Raw genomic sequence first — 14,272 nt, 5'->3', positions numbered from 1 at the left:
GCCGGCAAAAGGGCTATACAGCGGCGCTTGCAACGAATGATCTAAGTCGGACAGGACGCTCCTCGGCACTTCATGGCCAGACACCAAACCTCCTTTCCCGAAATCCTGGACGTGTCGGCGCTTCGGGCCAGGTGCGACTTCATCGCCTCCGCGCATGCCGAACAGCGCGAACCGATGCGCCGGGCCTTGCTTGCGGCCTTCAAGGAGGCAAATGTCGCGGGCCGCGCCAAGGCGCGCGAACTGCTCGCCGCAGACGGCGCAGGAATAAAATGCGCCGAGCGCATCTCCTGGCTTCAGGACCAACTGATTACCCTTTTGCACGACTTCGTGCTGAACCAGATTTTCGACGCCGCGAAGGCTCCCGAAGCTTCGCGCATCGCGGTTACCGCCGTCGGCGGCTACGGCCGCGGAACGCTGGCGCCAGGCTCTGATATCGACCTGCTCTTCCTCCTGCCCGCCAAGAAGGCGGTCTGGGCGGAGCCGGCGATCGAATTCATGCTCTATATCCTGTGGGACCTCGGCTTCAAGGTCGGCCACGCAACGCGAACGATCGAGGAATGCATCCGCCTGTCGCGTGCAGACATGACCATCCGCACCGCAATCCTCGAATGCCGCTATGTCTGCGGGTCCGCGGCCCTGGCGAACGAACTCGAAACGCGCTTCGATCACGAGATCGTCCGCAATACCGGCCCGGAATTCATTGCCGCCAAGCTCGCCGAGCGGGACGAGCGCCATCGCAAGGCGGGCGACACGCGCTACCTCGTCGAGCCGAATGTCAAGGAAAGCAAGGGCGGCTTGCGCGACCTGCACACGCTCTTCTGGATTTCGAAATATTTCTATCGGGTCAAGGACTCCGCCGATCTCGTCAAGCTCGGCGTCCTTTCGAAGCAGGAGTACAAGCTCTTCCAGAAGGCCGAGGATTTTCTCTGGGCGGTGCGCTGCCACATGCATTTCCTGACCGGCAAGGCGGAGGAGCGCCTCTCATTCGACATCCAGCGCGAGATCGCCGAGGCGCTCGGCTATCACGACCACCCCGGGCTCTCGGCGGTGGAACGCTTCATGAAGCACTACTTCCTGGTGGCCAAGGACGTCGGCGACCTGACCCGCATCTTCTGCTCGGCGCTAGAGGACCAGCAGGCCAAGGACACGCCCGGGATCACGGGCGTCATAAGCCGCTTCCGCAATCGCGTCCGCAAGATCGCGGGCACGCTCGATTTCGTCGATGACGGCGGGCGCATCGCGCTTGCGAGCACCGACGTGTTCAAGCGCGACCCGGTAAACCTCATGCGCCTGTTCCACATCGCCGACATCAACGGGCTCGAATTTCATCCGGCGGCGCTGAAGCAGGTGACCCGGTCTTTGAGCCTGATCACGCCGCACTTGCGTGAAAACGAAGAGGCCAACCGGCTCTTCCTGTCGATACTTACCTCGCGGCGCAATCCGGAACTGATCCTTCGCCGGATGAATGAAGCGGGGGTGCTCGGCCGTTTCATTCCCGAATTCGGCAAGATCGTCTCGATGATGCAGTTCAACATGTATCACCACTACACGGTGGACGAGCATCTCCTGCGCTCGGTCGACGTCCTCTCCCGCATCGAGCGGGGCCTGGAGGAGGAGGCGCATCCCCTGACGGCGATGCTGATGCCTGGCATCGAGGACCGCGAGGCGCTCTACGTCGCCGTTCTGCTGCACGACATCGCCAAGGGCCGCCCGGAGGATCATTCGGTGGCCGGCGCCAAGGTCGCGCGAAAGCTTTGCCCGCGCTTCGGGCTGACCCCGAAACAGACCGAAATGGTGGTCTGGCTGGTCGAGGAACATCTGACCATGTCGATGGTCGCGCAGACCCGCGACCTTAACGACCGCAAGACCATCGTCGATTTCGCCGAACGGGTCCAATCCCTCGAACGGCTGAAGATGCTGCTCATCCTCACCGTCTGCGACATCCGCGCTGTCGGGCCCGGCGTCTGGAACGGCTGGAAGGGCCAGCTCCTGCGCACGCTCTACTACGAGACCGAGCTTCTGCTCTCGGGCGGCTTTTCGGAACTGTCGCGCAAGGAGCGGGCGAAGCACGCCGCCCATATGCTGGAGGAGGCGCTCGCCGACTGGCCGAAGAAGGAGCGCCAGGCTTATGTGCGGCTGCATTACCAGCCCTATCTTCTGACCGTGGCGCTCGAGGAGCAGGTGCGTCATGCGGGCTTCATCCGTGAGGCGGACAATGCGGGCCGGACGCTCGCGACCATGGTGCGGACCCATGACTTCCACGCCATCACCGAAATCACGGTGCTGTCGCCCGACCATCCGCGCCTGCTGACCGTCATCGCCGGCGCTTGCGCCGCGGCTGGCGCCAACATCGTCGGCGCGCAGATCCACACGACATCGGACGGCCGGGCGCTCGATACCATTCTCGTCAACCGCGAGTTCTCGGTCGCCGAGGACGAGACGCGCCGGGCGGCAAGCATCGGCAAGCTGATCGAGGACGTGCTCTCCGGCCGCAAGAGGCTGCCCGAGGTGATCGCCAGCCGGACGCGTGTGAAGAAGCGCAGCAGGGCCTTCACCGTGACGCCGGAGGTAACCATCAGCAATACGCTGTCGAACAAGTTCACCGTCATCGAGGTCGAAGGCCTCGACCGGACCGGTCTGCTTTCCGAAGTGACCGCGGTGCTGTCAGACCTGTCGCTCGACATCGCCTCGGCCCATATCACCACCTTCGGCGAAAAGGTGATCGACACCTTCTACGTCACCGATCTGGTCGGCTCGAAGATCACCAGCGAGAACCGGCAGATGAACATTGCGGCGCGCCTCAAGGCGGTGCTGGCGGGCGAGGTGGACGAAGCGCGCGAGCGCATGCCCTCCGGCATCATTGCGCCGACCCCTGTGTCCCGCGTACCCCACGGTTCCAAAACGACAAAAGCCGAAACATGAGTCTGGTCAAGAAATTCGCCACCGTCGGCGGCGCAACGCTCGGAAGCCGGCTCTTCGGCTTTATCCGGGAAACCTTCATGGCGGCCGCGCTCGGCACCGGCCCGGTCGCCGACGCCTTCAACACCGCCTTCCGGCTGCCGAACACCTTTCGCAGGCTTTTTGCCGAAGGGGCGTTCAATTCGGCCTTCGTGCCGCTTTTCGCCAGGGAGATCGAGGCGCACGGCATGGAAGGCGCACGGCGCTTTTCCGAGGAGGTCTTCGGCGTCCTCTTCACCGTTCTTCTTCTGCTGACGATCGCCATGGAACTGGCGATGCCTTTCATCGTCGGGCAGTTGATCGCTCCCGGATTTGCCGACGACCCCGCGAAATTCACAAGCACCGTCACCTTCGCGACGATCATGTTTCCCTATCTCGCCTGCATGTCGCTGGCGGCAATGATGGCGGGCATGCTCAATTCGCTGCACCGCTATTTCGCGGCAGCCATCGCGCCGGTCTTCCTGAACTTCATCCTGATCGGCGTTCTGGCCTATGCCTGGTACAGCGGCCAGGATGCGGTCGCGGTCGGCTATGATCTCTCCTGGGGGGTGCTGGCCGCGGGCCTCGTGCAACTGGCGATCGTCTGGGTCGCGGTGCGCAATGCCGGGATCCGCATCGGTTTTCGCCGACCCCGGCTGACGGCGAACGTCAAACGCCTGCTGGTGTTGGCGCTTCCCGCGGCGATCACCGGCGGCATCACGCAGATCAACCTCCTGATCAACACCAATATCGCTTCTGCAAAGGAAGGCGCCGTCTCGTCGCTCGTCTATGCCGACCGCATCTATCAGCTGCCGCTCGGCGTCGTCGGCATTGCCGTTGCGACCGTGCTTCTGCCCGAGCTTGCGCGGGCTCTGCGCGGCGGCAATCTCAACGAGGCGGCAAACCTGCAGAACCGTTCCGTCGAATTCACGCTATTCCTGACACTTCCCGCCGCCGCGGCGCTGCTCGTCATGTCGGAGCCTATCGTCCGGCTCCTCTTCGAGCGCGGCCAGTTCTCGCCGGAATCCACCGTCGTCGTCGGGCATATTCTGGCGATCTACGGCCTCGGCCTGCCGGCCTTCGTGCTGATCAAGGCCTTCATTCCCGGTTTCTTCGCCCGCGAGGACACCCGCACGCCGATGATCTTCGCCGGAATTTCCGTGGCCGTGAACGTCTCCCTGGCGCTGACGCTCTTTCCGTCGCTTGCCGCCAGCGGCATCGCGACGGCCGAAATCGTCGCCGGCTGGGTGAACGCCCTGCTTCTTTTCGCGACGCTCGTCTGGCGTGGGCACTGGGGGCGCGATATTCCCTTGCTGACGAGGATTCCCCGGCTGGTGATCGCCGCTGCCGTCATGGCGGCCGCGTTGTACTTTGCCGTGGATTGGCTCGCCTTGCCCCTTTCTTCCGCCGCACCGCTTGCGACCCGCGCCCTTACGCTCTGCGGCCTGATCGCCGCCGCGATGGCGATCTATTTCGCGGTTGCGTTCGGGACCGGCGGCGCAAGCCTCTCGATGATCCGCCGCAGCGTCAAACGGGGGGCACCGGCCTCGTCCGCCGAGCGGGCGAGCGAAGGGGCGGATCGGCAATGAGACAGTCGATTGCCCGCGTCGCCATCGTCGTACCCGACTACGACGAGGGCATCGCCTTTTACTGCGGCAAGCTCGGCTTCGACCTCCTCGATGACAGCGACCTCGGCGGCGGCAAGCGCTGGGTCGTCGTGCGGCCGAAAGGTGCGGCGGAGACCGCTCTCCTGCTCGCCAGGGCCGAGGGCGAAAGGCAGCGCGCCGCGATCGGCAATCAGACCGGCGGGCGGGTCGGCTTCTTTCTCTTCACCGACGACTTCGGCCGCGATCACGCCGCCATGCTTTCGGCAGGCGTGACGTTCCTCGAGGCGCCCCGCCATGAGGTCTACGGAACCGTTGCCGTCTTCGCCGATCCCTTCGGCAATAGGTGGGATCTCCTTCAGCCCGCGTGACCATGCCTCTTGATTGCGCCCGGCCCGCCGTGCATAAGCGCGGCGGATATCAACTGGAGCCGGGCCCTCCACAAGCCCGATTGGGGACGACATGAACGAATTCAAGCCGCTCGTATTTTCCGGTGTTCAGCCGACCGGCAACCTGCATCTCGGCAATTATCTCGGCGCGATCCGCAAATTCGTCGCCCTTCAGGAAAACAACGATTGCATCTATTGCGTCGTCGACCTGCACTCGATCACCGCGCAGCTCGTGCATGAGGACCTGCCGGGCCAGATCCGGTCGATCGCGGCGGCTTTCATCGCCTCGGGCATCGACCCCGAAAAGCACATCGTCTTCAACCAGTCGGCCGTGCCGCAGCATGCCGAGCTCGCCTGGATCTTCAACTGCGTCGCCCGCATCGGCTGGATGAACCGGATGACCCAGTTCAAGGACAAGGCCGGCAAGGACCGTGAAAACGCTTCGCTCGGCCTGCTCGCCTATCCGAGCCTGATGGCGGCCGACATCCTCGTTTATCGCGCCACCCACGTGCCCGTCGGCGACGACCAGAAGCAGCACCTGGAACTCACCCGCGACATCGCCCAGAAGTTCAATATCGACTTCATGGAGCATATCCGGACGCGGGGCTACGGCGTCGACATCGTCGTCGGAGAAGAGCCGATCCATGCCTATTTCCCCCCGGTCGAACCGCTGATCGGCGGCCCGGCACCGCGCGTCATGTCGCTGCGCGACGGCACCAAGAAGATGTCGAAATCGGACCCATCCGACCTGTCGCGCATCAATCTGATGGACGATGCCGATACGATCCTGAAGAAGATCCGCAAGGCCAAAACCGATCCGGACGCGCTTCCGAGCGAAGCGGACGGTCTTAAGGATCGACCGGAGGCGGAAAATCTCGTCGGGATTTACGCCGCGCTCGCCGACAGGTCGAAAGAAGAGGTGCTTGCCGAATTCGGCGGCCAGCAATTCTCGACCTTCAAGCCGGCTCTGGCCGACCTCGCCGTCAGCGTGCTTTCGCCGATCACGGGCGAGATGCGCCGGCTGATGGGCGATACCGCGCATATCGACGCTATCCTGCGCAAGGGCGGGGAGCGCGCCCGGGAACGCGCCGAGAAGACCATGCGCGAGGTCCGCGAAATCATCGGCTTTTTGCAGTAGTTCACGAAAATGAGACCTTGCGGGCGCCGCGCGGCGTTGTAATGTTCACCGCATGGTTTCAACCCGACTCTCACGAATGGAAGGCCATCGCCGCAAGTTCATGGCGGTGATCGACGACACGCCCGAATGCGGCCGCGCCGTGCATTATGCCGGTATGCGCGCGAAGAATTCCAATGGCGGCCTCGTGCTGCTCTACGTGATCGCCGACGGCGACTTCCAGCAATGGCTGGGGGTCGAGGAGATCATGCGCGCCGAAGCGCGGGACGAGGCCGAGGCGACGCTCGCCAAGATCGCGCAGACGGTGCGCGAACGGATCGGCATCGAGCCGGAAATCGTCATTCGCGAGGGCATCGCCACGGAACAGATTCACGCCGCCATCGAAGAGGACCGTGACATCGCGATCCTGGTGCTGGCGGCCGGATCGGCGAAGGAAGGCCCGGGGCCGCTCGTTTCGTCCATTGCCGGGAAGGCCGCGGCCTTCCCGATTCCGGTCACGGTCATTCCAGACCTTCTGACGGATGAGGAAATCGACGCGTTGACCTGATCTCCACAGCGCTGCGCGTCCCATCACATGAGCAAAGGTCGCTGTAGCGCTTTGAATCACGCTATTACGCCTTGCGGGCTCCACCCGAGGCTCCTATATTTTGGAACAATTCTAAAAAGCCGGTCGAGGAGCGCTCCCGGCAGAACGGAGTGAGACATGTTCATCCAGACCGAAGCCACACCGAATCCCGCCACTTTGAAATTCCTGCCGGGCAAGGTGGTAATGGAGAACGGCACCGCCGAATTCCGGAGCGAAGAAGAGGCCCTTGCAGGATCGCCCCTTGCGGCTCGGCTCTTCTCGATCCCCGGCGTCACCGGCGTCTATTTCGGCTATGACTTCATAACCGTTAGCAAGGAAGCGCAGGAGTGGCAGCACCTGAAGCCCGCGATCCTCGGCTCGATCATGGAGCATTTCATGTCGGGGCAGCCGATCATGTCGGGCGCCGGCCGTGCCGAGCAGACGGATGAGGAGGACGAGTTCTTCGACGAGGGCGACGAGGCGATCGTCGCCACGATCAAGGAACTGCTCGAGACGCGGGTTCGGCCCGCCGTCGCCCAGGACGGCGGCGACATCACCTTCCGCGGCTTCAAGGACGGAACGGTGTTCCTGAACATGAAAGGCGCATGCGCCGGCTGCCCCTCTTCGACCGCGACCTTGAGGCACGGCGTGCAGAACCTGTTGCGCCACTTCGTTCCTGAAGTCGAAGCGGTCGAATCCGTCTGATCCGAAGCGGGTCGAGGCGCGGAAACCTGCATGGCGGGCCCGCGCATCCTTCGCTTCCAGTTCGGCTTCATTTTCCTTATATCGTTTTCCATATTCCTTATGCCGGTGTGGTTTTTGGGATAGAATCACAGGTGTGATTCCGACGTGCCGCAGCGACTTGTAGATGCGGTAATTGCGGTTGCGCACCCTCGCAGCCGCACCGATCGCAGGACGCAGGGAGGAGACCGCGGCTGAAATGCTAGTTCTTGCCATTGATACATCCGGGTCCGGTTGTTTCGCTGCCGTCTGCGACGGCGGCTCCGGAGAGCTTCTGGCATGCGCGGGCGCGGAAATCGGACGTGGCCATGCGGAGCGCCTCATGGAATTCGTGGATGAGGCCTTGAGCGTCTCGGGCCGTGAACTCGGCGAGATCGATCGGATTGCCGTGACGATAGGTCCGGGATCGTTCACCGGGATCCGTGTCGGCGTTGCCGCTGCGCGCGGCCTTGCCCTGGCGCTCGGAAAGCCGGCAGTCGGGGTCACGACGCTTCAGGTCGTCGCCGAAAGCGCGCGGCTGAAACAGGGCGGCCAGCCGGTGCTCGTCGTCCTCGACGCCAAACGGGACGAGCTTTACCTCCAGGCCTTCGATGCTTCGGGACGGCCGCAAGGGGAGGCGGAAATCCTGGCCGCCGAGGAAGCGCGCCGGCGCTTTTCCGGTTTCGCCGGCATCGTCTGCGGCTCCGGTGCCCTTGCCGTCACCGGCGCGGCGGGCGGCAAGCCGGACGAGATCGATATGGCGATCCTCGCCCGGCTGGGCGCGGCGGCCGATCCGGCTTCTGCGCGTCCTAAGCCGCTTTATCTGCGCGGACCGGACGCCAAGCCCCAGGCGGGATTCGCCGTGACCCGCGCCTGACCGGAAGACGCCAAGCGCCATTCGCCCGTATATTCTCCAGAACGTCCAAGAAACGCCCCGATGAGCCTTACCGACTATTTCACCCGCCGCGCCGAATTCGACATTTTTGCGCTTGAAGAGGCCGATCTCGGCGCCGCGGCCGCGCTGCATCGCCAGCGCTTTGCCGCCGCCTGGAGCGACGGCGAAATCCATGGACTCCTGAGTCAGGAGACAGTGTTCGGATTCGTCGCGCGCCAGACCAATGCCAACGGCATGTTCCGGCCGGCCTTCGGCGGCTTCGTCCTGTCGCGGGCGGTCGCCGGCGAGGCCGAGATACTGACGATTGGGGTCGACCCCCGCTACGCGCGCTCCGGTCTCGGCTGGCGCCTCATGCAGGCGGCGATGCGGGAGGCCGCCGTCAAGGGAGCAGAGGCACTGTTCCTGGAAGTCGACGAGACGAACCAGGCCGCGATCGGTCTCTACGGAAAGCTCGGCTTCCGTAAGGTCGGGGAGCGGAAGGCCTATTACGAGGTGCGGCCCGGCGAGCGCAGCGCGGCGCTTGTCATGCGGCTCGATCTTCGTTAGAGCATCTCGCTGTTTCATGGAAACACCGAAATGCTCTAACCCTTTGGGCCAACGCACTTCCGGACGGAAAACCGGTACACACTTTTCCTGGAAATGCTCTGGAGCGAGATGAGGAAGGCGTATGCGGTTTTCGCCCGTATCCCGCGTCTCAACCCTTTGGAACAGATCACGTTCATGATTTCACGCAAACGGTGAAGCGCAGTTTGGAAGGTGCCTGCGGATGATCAATTGGGTGCGGGTCGCTCTTTGCGGCATGCTGCTCGTCATGGTCTCGCTGGTGCTGATGCCGGTCCAGATCCTTTGCCTCTGGCTCGATCTGAAACCGCGGCGCCGGCTGCCGCGTCACTGGCATCGCGTCGCCTGCCTGCTGCTCGGCCTGCGCGTCCGCGTCCATGGCGAGCTCGACCGCCGGCGTCCCTTGCTCCTCAGCGCCAATCACGTCTCCTGGAAGGATATCCTGGTGCTTTCCTCGGTGGCGGACGTCGTTTTCGTTGCCAAGTCGGACGTCAAGAGCTGGCCGGTATTCGGGCTTCTCGGCCGCCTTCAGGCATCGGTTTTCGTGGAGCGCGAGCAGAAGCGCACCACCGGGCACCAGGTCAATGACATCGGGCGACGGCTCGCCGATGGGGAAATCGTCGTGCTCTTCCCGGAAGGAACGACCTCCGACGGCAACCGGCTGCTCGACATCAAGACCTCGCTGTTCGGCGCGGCCGCTTCGGCGGTCCCGCAGTCGCCGACCGGCGTGGTTCATGTCCAGCCGCTGGCGATTTCCTACACCGGCATCCACGGCATGCCGATGGGTCGCTATCATCGGCCGATCGCCGCATGGCCGGGCGACATCGGTCTGGTGCCGCACCTTCTCGGGGTGCTCAGAGAGGGAGCCCTGGAGGTCGATGTCGATTTCGGCGAGGCGGTGGATTATGACCGGCACGCGAACCGCAAGGAAGTGAGCCGCCTCATCGAGCAGCGTATCCGCAAAATGCTGTCGGATCGGCTGCGAGGGCGTTCCCGATCCGCCGCGAAGCTCGAGCCGGCCGCGCTCTCTGCGGCGCCCGACGTCCCGTCGGATGCGCGAAGGTCGCGGTAGTACTCTCAAATGCCTCAATCCGGGATCACCCTGAAAGGGTGGCCGGTCGCGGCTCGCGCCGTGCCGGCCCGAAAATGCTTCAACTTTGGGGCGCTATGCACTAAAGAACCCGCATGACCCAGGAAACCGCTCTTCTGTCGACGTCGCCCGAGGCGGGCGACCTGAACGTTCCGGCGCGCAAGGTCTTCGTCAAGACCTATGGCTGCCAGATGAACGTCTATGACTCCGACCGCATGTCGGATGCGCTCTCGCGCGACGGCTATGTTGCGACCGATGTCCTGGAAGACGCCGATTTCGTGCTGCTCAACACCTGTCATATCCGCGAAAAGGCTGCCGAGAAGGTCTATTCCGAGCTCGGTCGCCTGCGCGAACTGAAGAAGGCAAAGGCGCGCGAGGGCCGCGAGATGCTGATCGGCGTGGCCGGCTGCGTGGCCCAGGCGGAGGGCGACGAGATTCTCCGCCGCGTCCCGGCGGTCGATCTCGTCATAGGCCCTCAGACCTATCATCGCCTTCCCGAGGCGCTGAAGCGGGCTCGCGCCGGCCAGCGTATCGTGGAAACGGACTATGCCATCGAGGACAAGTTCGTCCATCTGCCGGCGCCCGATAAGGCCAAGACCCGTGCGCGGGGCGTCACGGCTTTCCTGACCGTCCAGGAAGGCTGCGACAAGTTCTGCACTTTCTGCGTGGTACCCTACACGCGCGGCTCGGAAGTCTCGCGCCCGGTGTCACAGATCGTGGCGGAGGCGGAGAAGCTCGTCGAGGGCGGCGTGCGCGAAATCACCCTGCTCGGACAGAATGTCAACGCCTGGCACGGCGAGGGTCCGCATGGGCGCGAATGGAGCCTTGGCGACCTCTTGCGGCGCCTCGGCGAAATCGACGGCCTTGCACGCCTGCGCTATACCACCAGCCATCCGCGCGACATGGACGACAGCCTCATAGAGGCGCACCGGTCGATGGCGAAGCTGATGCCCTATCTGCACCTGCCGGTCCAGTCGGGCTCCGACCGTATCCTGAAGGCGATGAACCGGCGCCACACGGCTGCCGAATACCTGGCGCTCGTCGAGCGCATTCGTGCGGCGCAGCCCGACCTGGCGCTTTCGGGCGATTTCATCGTCGGCTTTCCCGGCGAGACCGATCAGGACTTCGAGGATACCCTCCGACTTGTCGAGGAAGTGAACTATGCACAGGCTTTCTCGTTTAAGTATTCGACGCGTCCCGGCACGCCGGGCGCCGAGCTCAAGGAACAGGTTCCCGAGGACGTGAAGGCCAAGCGTTTGGAAATATTACAGGCTTTGCTCGTAAAGCAGCAGCGCGGTTTCGCCGAGGCCTGTGTGGGTCGGGAGATCGACCTGCTCCTGGAGAAGCCGGGCCGCATGCCGGGGCAGCTCGTCGGCCGGTCGCCGTGGCTGCAGCCCGTGAATGTTGATGCAAAAGCATCGCAAATCGGTGACATTATCAGAGTGCGAATCACCAAGGCCGGGCCGAACAGCCTGTTTGCCGAGATGATCGGGGAATCGGACGCGAGGAGCTGACCGCTTGAACGGACACGAACTGATTTCTTCCTCATCTCGCCAGTCGAAGACATCCGCGACGGACGCCAATCACTTCGTGCTCACCTTCGAGAACAACCGCTTTGCGAGCGAGCTCTTCGGTCAGTTCGACCAGAATCTGAAATTGCTGGAAGAGCGATTGCGCATCGACGCCCGGCCGCGGGGAAACTCCGTCGCCATCTCCGGTGACGTCGTCGCAACCAATCAGGCGCGCCGTGCCCTCGACTATCTCTACGGAAGGCTGCAGAGTGGCGCTTCGATCGATACATCCGATGTCGAAGGTGCGATCCGCATGGCGGTCGCCGCCGACGATCAGCTACAGTTGCCGACGATGGAGCGCAAAGCCAAATTGACAATGGCGCAGATTTCGACGCGCAAGAAGACAATCGCTGCGCGCACGCCGATGCAGGATTCCTATATCCGCGCCATGGAGCGGGCCGAGCTCGTCTTCGGCGTCGGTCCTGCGGGCACGGGCAAGACCTATCTCGCCGTCGCCCATGCCGCCCAGCTCCTGGAGCGTGGCGCGGTCGACCGGATCATCCTCTCGCGTCCGGCTGTAGAGGCGGGCGAGCGTCTCGGCTTCCTGCCCGGCGACATGAAGGAGAAGGTCGATCCCTATCTGCGTCCGCTCTATGACGCGCTGTACGACATGATGCCGGGCGACAAGGTCGAGCGGGCAATCACCGCGGGGGTCATCGAGATCGCGCCGCTCGCCTTCATGCGCGGGCGCACGCTTGCCAATGCCGCCGTGATCCTCGACGAGGCGCAGAACACGACGTCGATGCAGATGAAGATGTTCCTGACCCGTCTCGGCGAGAACGGCCGGATGATCGTCACCGGCGATCCGAGTCAGGTCGACCTGCCGCGCGGCGTAAAGTCCGGGCTCGTGGAGGCGCTGCAGATACTCAAGGGCGTGGAGGGCGTCTCGGTGATCCGCTTCAAGGATGCCGACGTCGTCCGTCATCCTCTGGTGGCGCGGATCGTCAGGGCCTATGACAGCCAGACGGCGGTTCACGACGAGAGCGAGCAGAGCGATCGCTGAGGCGGCCGCGTTTATCATGACGGCATTGGACATTCAGATCAGCGTCGAGGCAGGAGACTGGCCGCCCGAAGACGAGCTTCGGTCTTTTTGCGAGCGTGTTCTCGAGGCAGCGGCCGATTTTCTCGCGCGTGAGGAGAAGCAGCCGCTGCCCGCACAGGCGGCGGAACTGTCGCTGGTCTTCACCGACGATCAGTCGATCAGGGCGATAAACGCGGAGTGGCGAGGCCAGGACAAGGCGACGAATGTTCTGTCCTTTCCCGCTTTTCCGGTGACGCCGGGCAGGATGCCGGGGCCGATGCTCGGCGACATCGTGGTCGCCCATGAGACGCTCAGGCGGGAGGCGGTGGAGCTCGAAAAGCCCTTCGACGCCCATTTGACGCATCTTCTCGTTCATGGATTCCTGCATCTTTTCGGGTATGATCATATCGAAGACGACGAAGCGGAGAGAATGGAGGGGTTGGAGACTCGCATTTTGGCGCGTCTTGGCCTATCTGATCCCTACGGGGACCAACCCCCGCATTGACAGTTTGGAACGATGAGCGACTTCAAGACACAGCCGGCCGCTGTCGCGACCGAGGAGGCGGAAGCCTCCGGCGACACCGAGGCCGGTAGTAGTACCGCCGCCCGATTCGAGGGCAGCAAATCCACATCATCATTTTGGAGCCGTGCCGCGCGTCTGTTGCGCGGTGTGAGCCCGTCGAGCCTGCGCGAGGATCTCGCCGATGCGCTCATGACGGACGCCGAAGGCAATGCGGCTTTCTCGCCCGAAGAGCGGGCTATGCTCAACAACATCCTCCGCTTCCGCGAGGTTCGGGTCGAGGACGTGATGGTTCCGCGAGCCGACATCGAAGCGGTGGACCAGAATATCACCATCGGCGAGCTCATGGTGCTCTTCGAGGAGTCGGGACGCTCGCGCATGCCGGTTTACAGCGAGGGGCTCGACGACCCTCGCGGCATGGTGCACATCCGTGACCTTCTTGCCTATGTGACCAAGCAGGCGCGCAACCGCCGCCGCAACGGCAAAGCTCATGCGGCGACGACGGCGAATGGCGACAAGCCCGAAAGGGCGCCCCGGCAGATGAAGGCAGGCTTCGATCTTTCTCGCGTCGATCTCGACAAGACGGTGGAGGAGGCGGGGATCGTCCGGCAGCTCCTGTTCGTGCCGCCGTCGATGCTCGCCTCGGATCTCATGCAGCGCATGCAGGCCGCGCGCATCCAGATGGCACTCGTCATCGATGAATACGGCGGAACGGACGGTCTCGTATCACTCGAGGACATCGTCGAAATGGTGGTCGGCGACATCGAGGACGAGCATGACGACGAGGAAGTGATGTTCGCGCGCAGCTCGGACGACGTCTTCGTCGCCGACGCCCGGGTGGAGCTCGAGGAGATCGCCGAGGCCGTCGGACCGGACTTCGACGTGCGCGAGCAACTCGAGGATGTCGATACGCTGGGCGGACTGGTCTTCGCATCGCTCGGCCGGATTCCTGTCCGCGGCGAGGTGGTCCAGGCGATTCCCGGCTTCGAATTCCAGATTCTCGATGCCGATCCGCGTCGCGTCAAACGCGTCAGGATCATGCGCAAGCGTCCGCCGTCACGCCGCCGCCTGCCGAAGGTCGAGAAGGAGCCGTTGCCCGATGCGTTCACCACGGCCGGCCCCACTGGGGCGGGTGCCCAGCCCCCGTCCTCGTTCGAATAGGGCCGGCTCGCCGTCGCCTTGAGAGGGGACAAGCAGCCACTTTTTTGGAAGACTGCCGCCGATTGATTCGGTCGTGCTGCGTGTGTCCTTGAATCCTCGAGGA

13 protein-coding genes are annotated in these 14,272 nt (G+C 63.7%); all 13 read left to right on the top strand.

The genetic code is table 11. The features are described from left to right. The first annotated feature begins 72 nt into the window (after positions 1 to 72). The 13 genes from ACFHWW_RS01240 to ACFHWW_RS01180 all read left to right on the top strand — a co-directional run bounded on the left by ACFHWW_RS01240 (position 73) and on the right by ACFHWW_RS01180 (position 14,169). Complete coding sequence (locus tag ACFHWW_RS01240; RefSeq protein WP_379937064.1) at positions 73 to 2,922, top strand: [protein-PII] uridylyltransferase; 2,850 nt, start codon at positions 73 to 75, stop codon at positions 2,920 to 2,922. Further along, on the top strand, positions 2,919 to 4,526 hold the full coding sequence (gene murJ, locus ACFHWW_RS01235; protein WP_324762788.1) for a murein biosynthesis integral membrane protein MurJ: 1,608 nt from the start codon (positions 2,919 to 2,921) through the stop codon (positions 4,524 to 4,526). The genes ACFHWW_RS01240 and murJ overlap by 4 nt, the downstream gene beginning before the upstream one ends. Continuing rightward, a complete protein-coding gene (locus tag ACFHWW_RS01230) occupies positions 4,523 to 4,912 on the top strand; it encodes a VOC family protein (protein ID WP_275596892.1) in 390 nt (129 codons plus the stop codon). The genes murJ and ACFHWW_RS01230 overlap by 4 nt, the downstream gene beginning before the upstream one ends. A gap of 91 nt (positions 4,913 to 5,003) precedes the next feature. Continuing rightward, a complete protein-coding gene (trpS, locus tag ACFHWW_RS01225; protein WP_018094004.1) occupies positions 5,004 to 6,068 on the top strand; it encodes a tryptophan--tRNA ligase in 1,065 nt (354 codons plus the stop codon). A 52-nt stretch (positions 6,069 to 6,120) separates the two neighbouring features. Beyond that, on the top strand, positions 6,121 to 6,612 hold the full coding sequence (locus ACFHWW_RS01220) for a universal stress protein (RefSeq protein ID WP_003527692.1): 492 nt from the start codon (positions 6,121 to 6,123) through the stop codon (positions 6,610 to 6,612). A gap of 156 nt (positions 6,613 to 6,768) precedes the next feature. Next, on the top strand, positions 6,769 to 7,335 hold the full coding sequence (locus ACFHWW_RS01215; RefSeq protein ID WP_100669759.1) for a NifU family protein: 567 nt from the start codon (positions 6,769 to 6,771) through the stop codon (positions 7,333 to 7,335). Positions 7,336 to 7,570: 235 nt separating this feature from the next. Then, the gene (gene tsaB, locus ACFHWW_RS01210; protein WP_379937063.1) at positions 7,571 to 8,227 is read left to right on the top strand and encodes a tRNA (adenosine(37)-N6)-threonylcarbamoyltransferase complex dimerization subunit type 1 TsaB; all 657 of its coding nucleotides are present in this window, start codon (positions 7,571 to 7,573) and stop codon (positions 8,225 to 8,227) included. A gap of 60 nt (positions 8,228 to 8,287) precedes the next feature. Beyond that, positions 8,288 to 8,791 carry a GNAT family N-acetyltransferase gene (locus ACFHWW_RS01205; protein WP_379937062.1) on the top strand — a complete coding sequence of 168 codons (504 nt, stop codon included), beginning with the start codon at positions 8,288 to 8,290 and terminating at the stop codon, positions 8,789 to 8,791. 220 nt (positions 8,792 to 9,011) lie between these two features. Beyond that, a complete protein-coding gene (locus ACFHWW_RS01200) occupies positions 9,012 to 9,878 on the top strand; it encodes a lysophospholipid acyltransferase family protein (RefSeq protein WP_379937061.1) in 867 nt (288 codons plus the stop codon). 113 nt (positions 9,879 to 9,991) lie between these two features. Further along, positions 9,992 to 11,410, top strand: a complete 1,419-nt coding sequence (gene miaB / locus ACFHWW_RS01195) for a tRNA (N6-isopentenyl adenosine(37)-C2)-methylthiotransferase MiaB (protein WP_018094010.1) — start codon at positions 9,992 to 9,994, stop codon at positions 11,408 to 11,410. 4 nt (positions 11,411 to 11,414) lie between these two features. Beyond that, positions 11,415 to 12,470, top strand: coding sequence for a PhoH family protein (locus ACFHWW_RS01190; protein WP_100669754.1), 1,056 nt, complete (start codon positions 11,415 to 11,417; stop codon positions 12,468 to 12,470). A gap of 16 nt (positions 12,471 to 12,486) precedes the next feature. Next, positions 12,487 to 12,993: an rRNA maturation RNase YbeY gene (gene ybeY, locus ACFHWW_RS01185; RefSeq protein ID WP_100669753.1), complete on the top strand. Its 507-nt coding sequence runs from the start codon at positions 12,487 to 12,489 to the stop codon at positions 12,991 to 12,993. Between the two features lie 12 nt (positions 12,994 to 13,005). Continuing rightward, positions 13,006 to 14,169: a hemolysin family protein gene (locus tag ACFHWW_RS01180; protein ID WP_275596888.1), complete on the top strand. Its 1,164-nt coding sequence runs from the start codon at positions 13,006 to 13,008 to the stop codon at positions 14,167 to 14,169. Positions 14,170 to 14,272 lie beyond the last annotated feature (103 nt).

It is taken from the genome of Sinorhizobium sp. P24N7 (assembly GCF_042436655.1).
Classification (GTDB): Bacteria; Pseudomonadota; Alphaproteobacteria; order Rhizobiales; family Rhizobiaceae; genus Sinorhizobium; species Sinorhizobium meliloti_A.
This window is presented reverse-complemented; position numbering and strand designations above follow the sequence as displayed.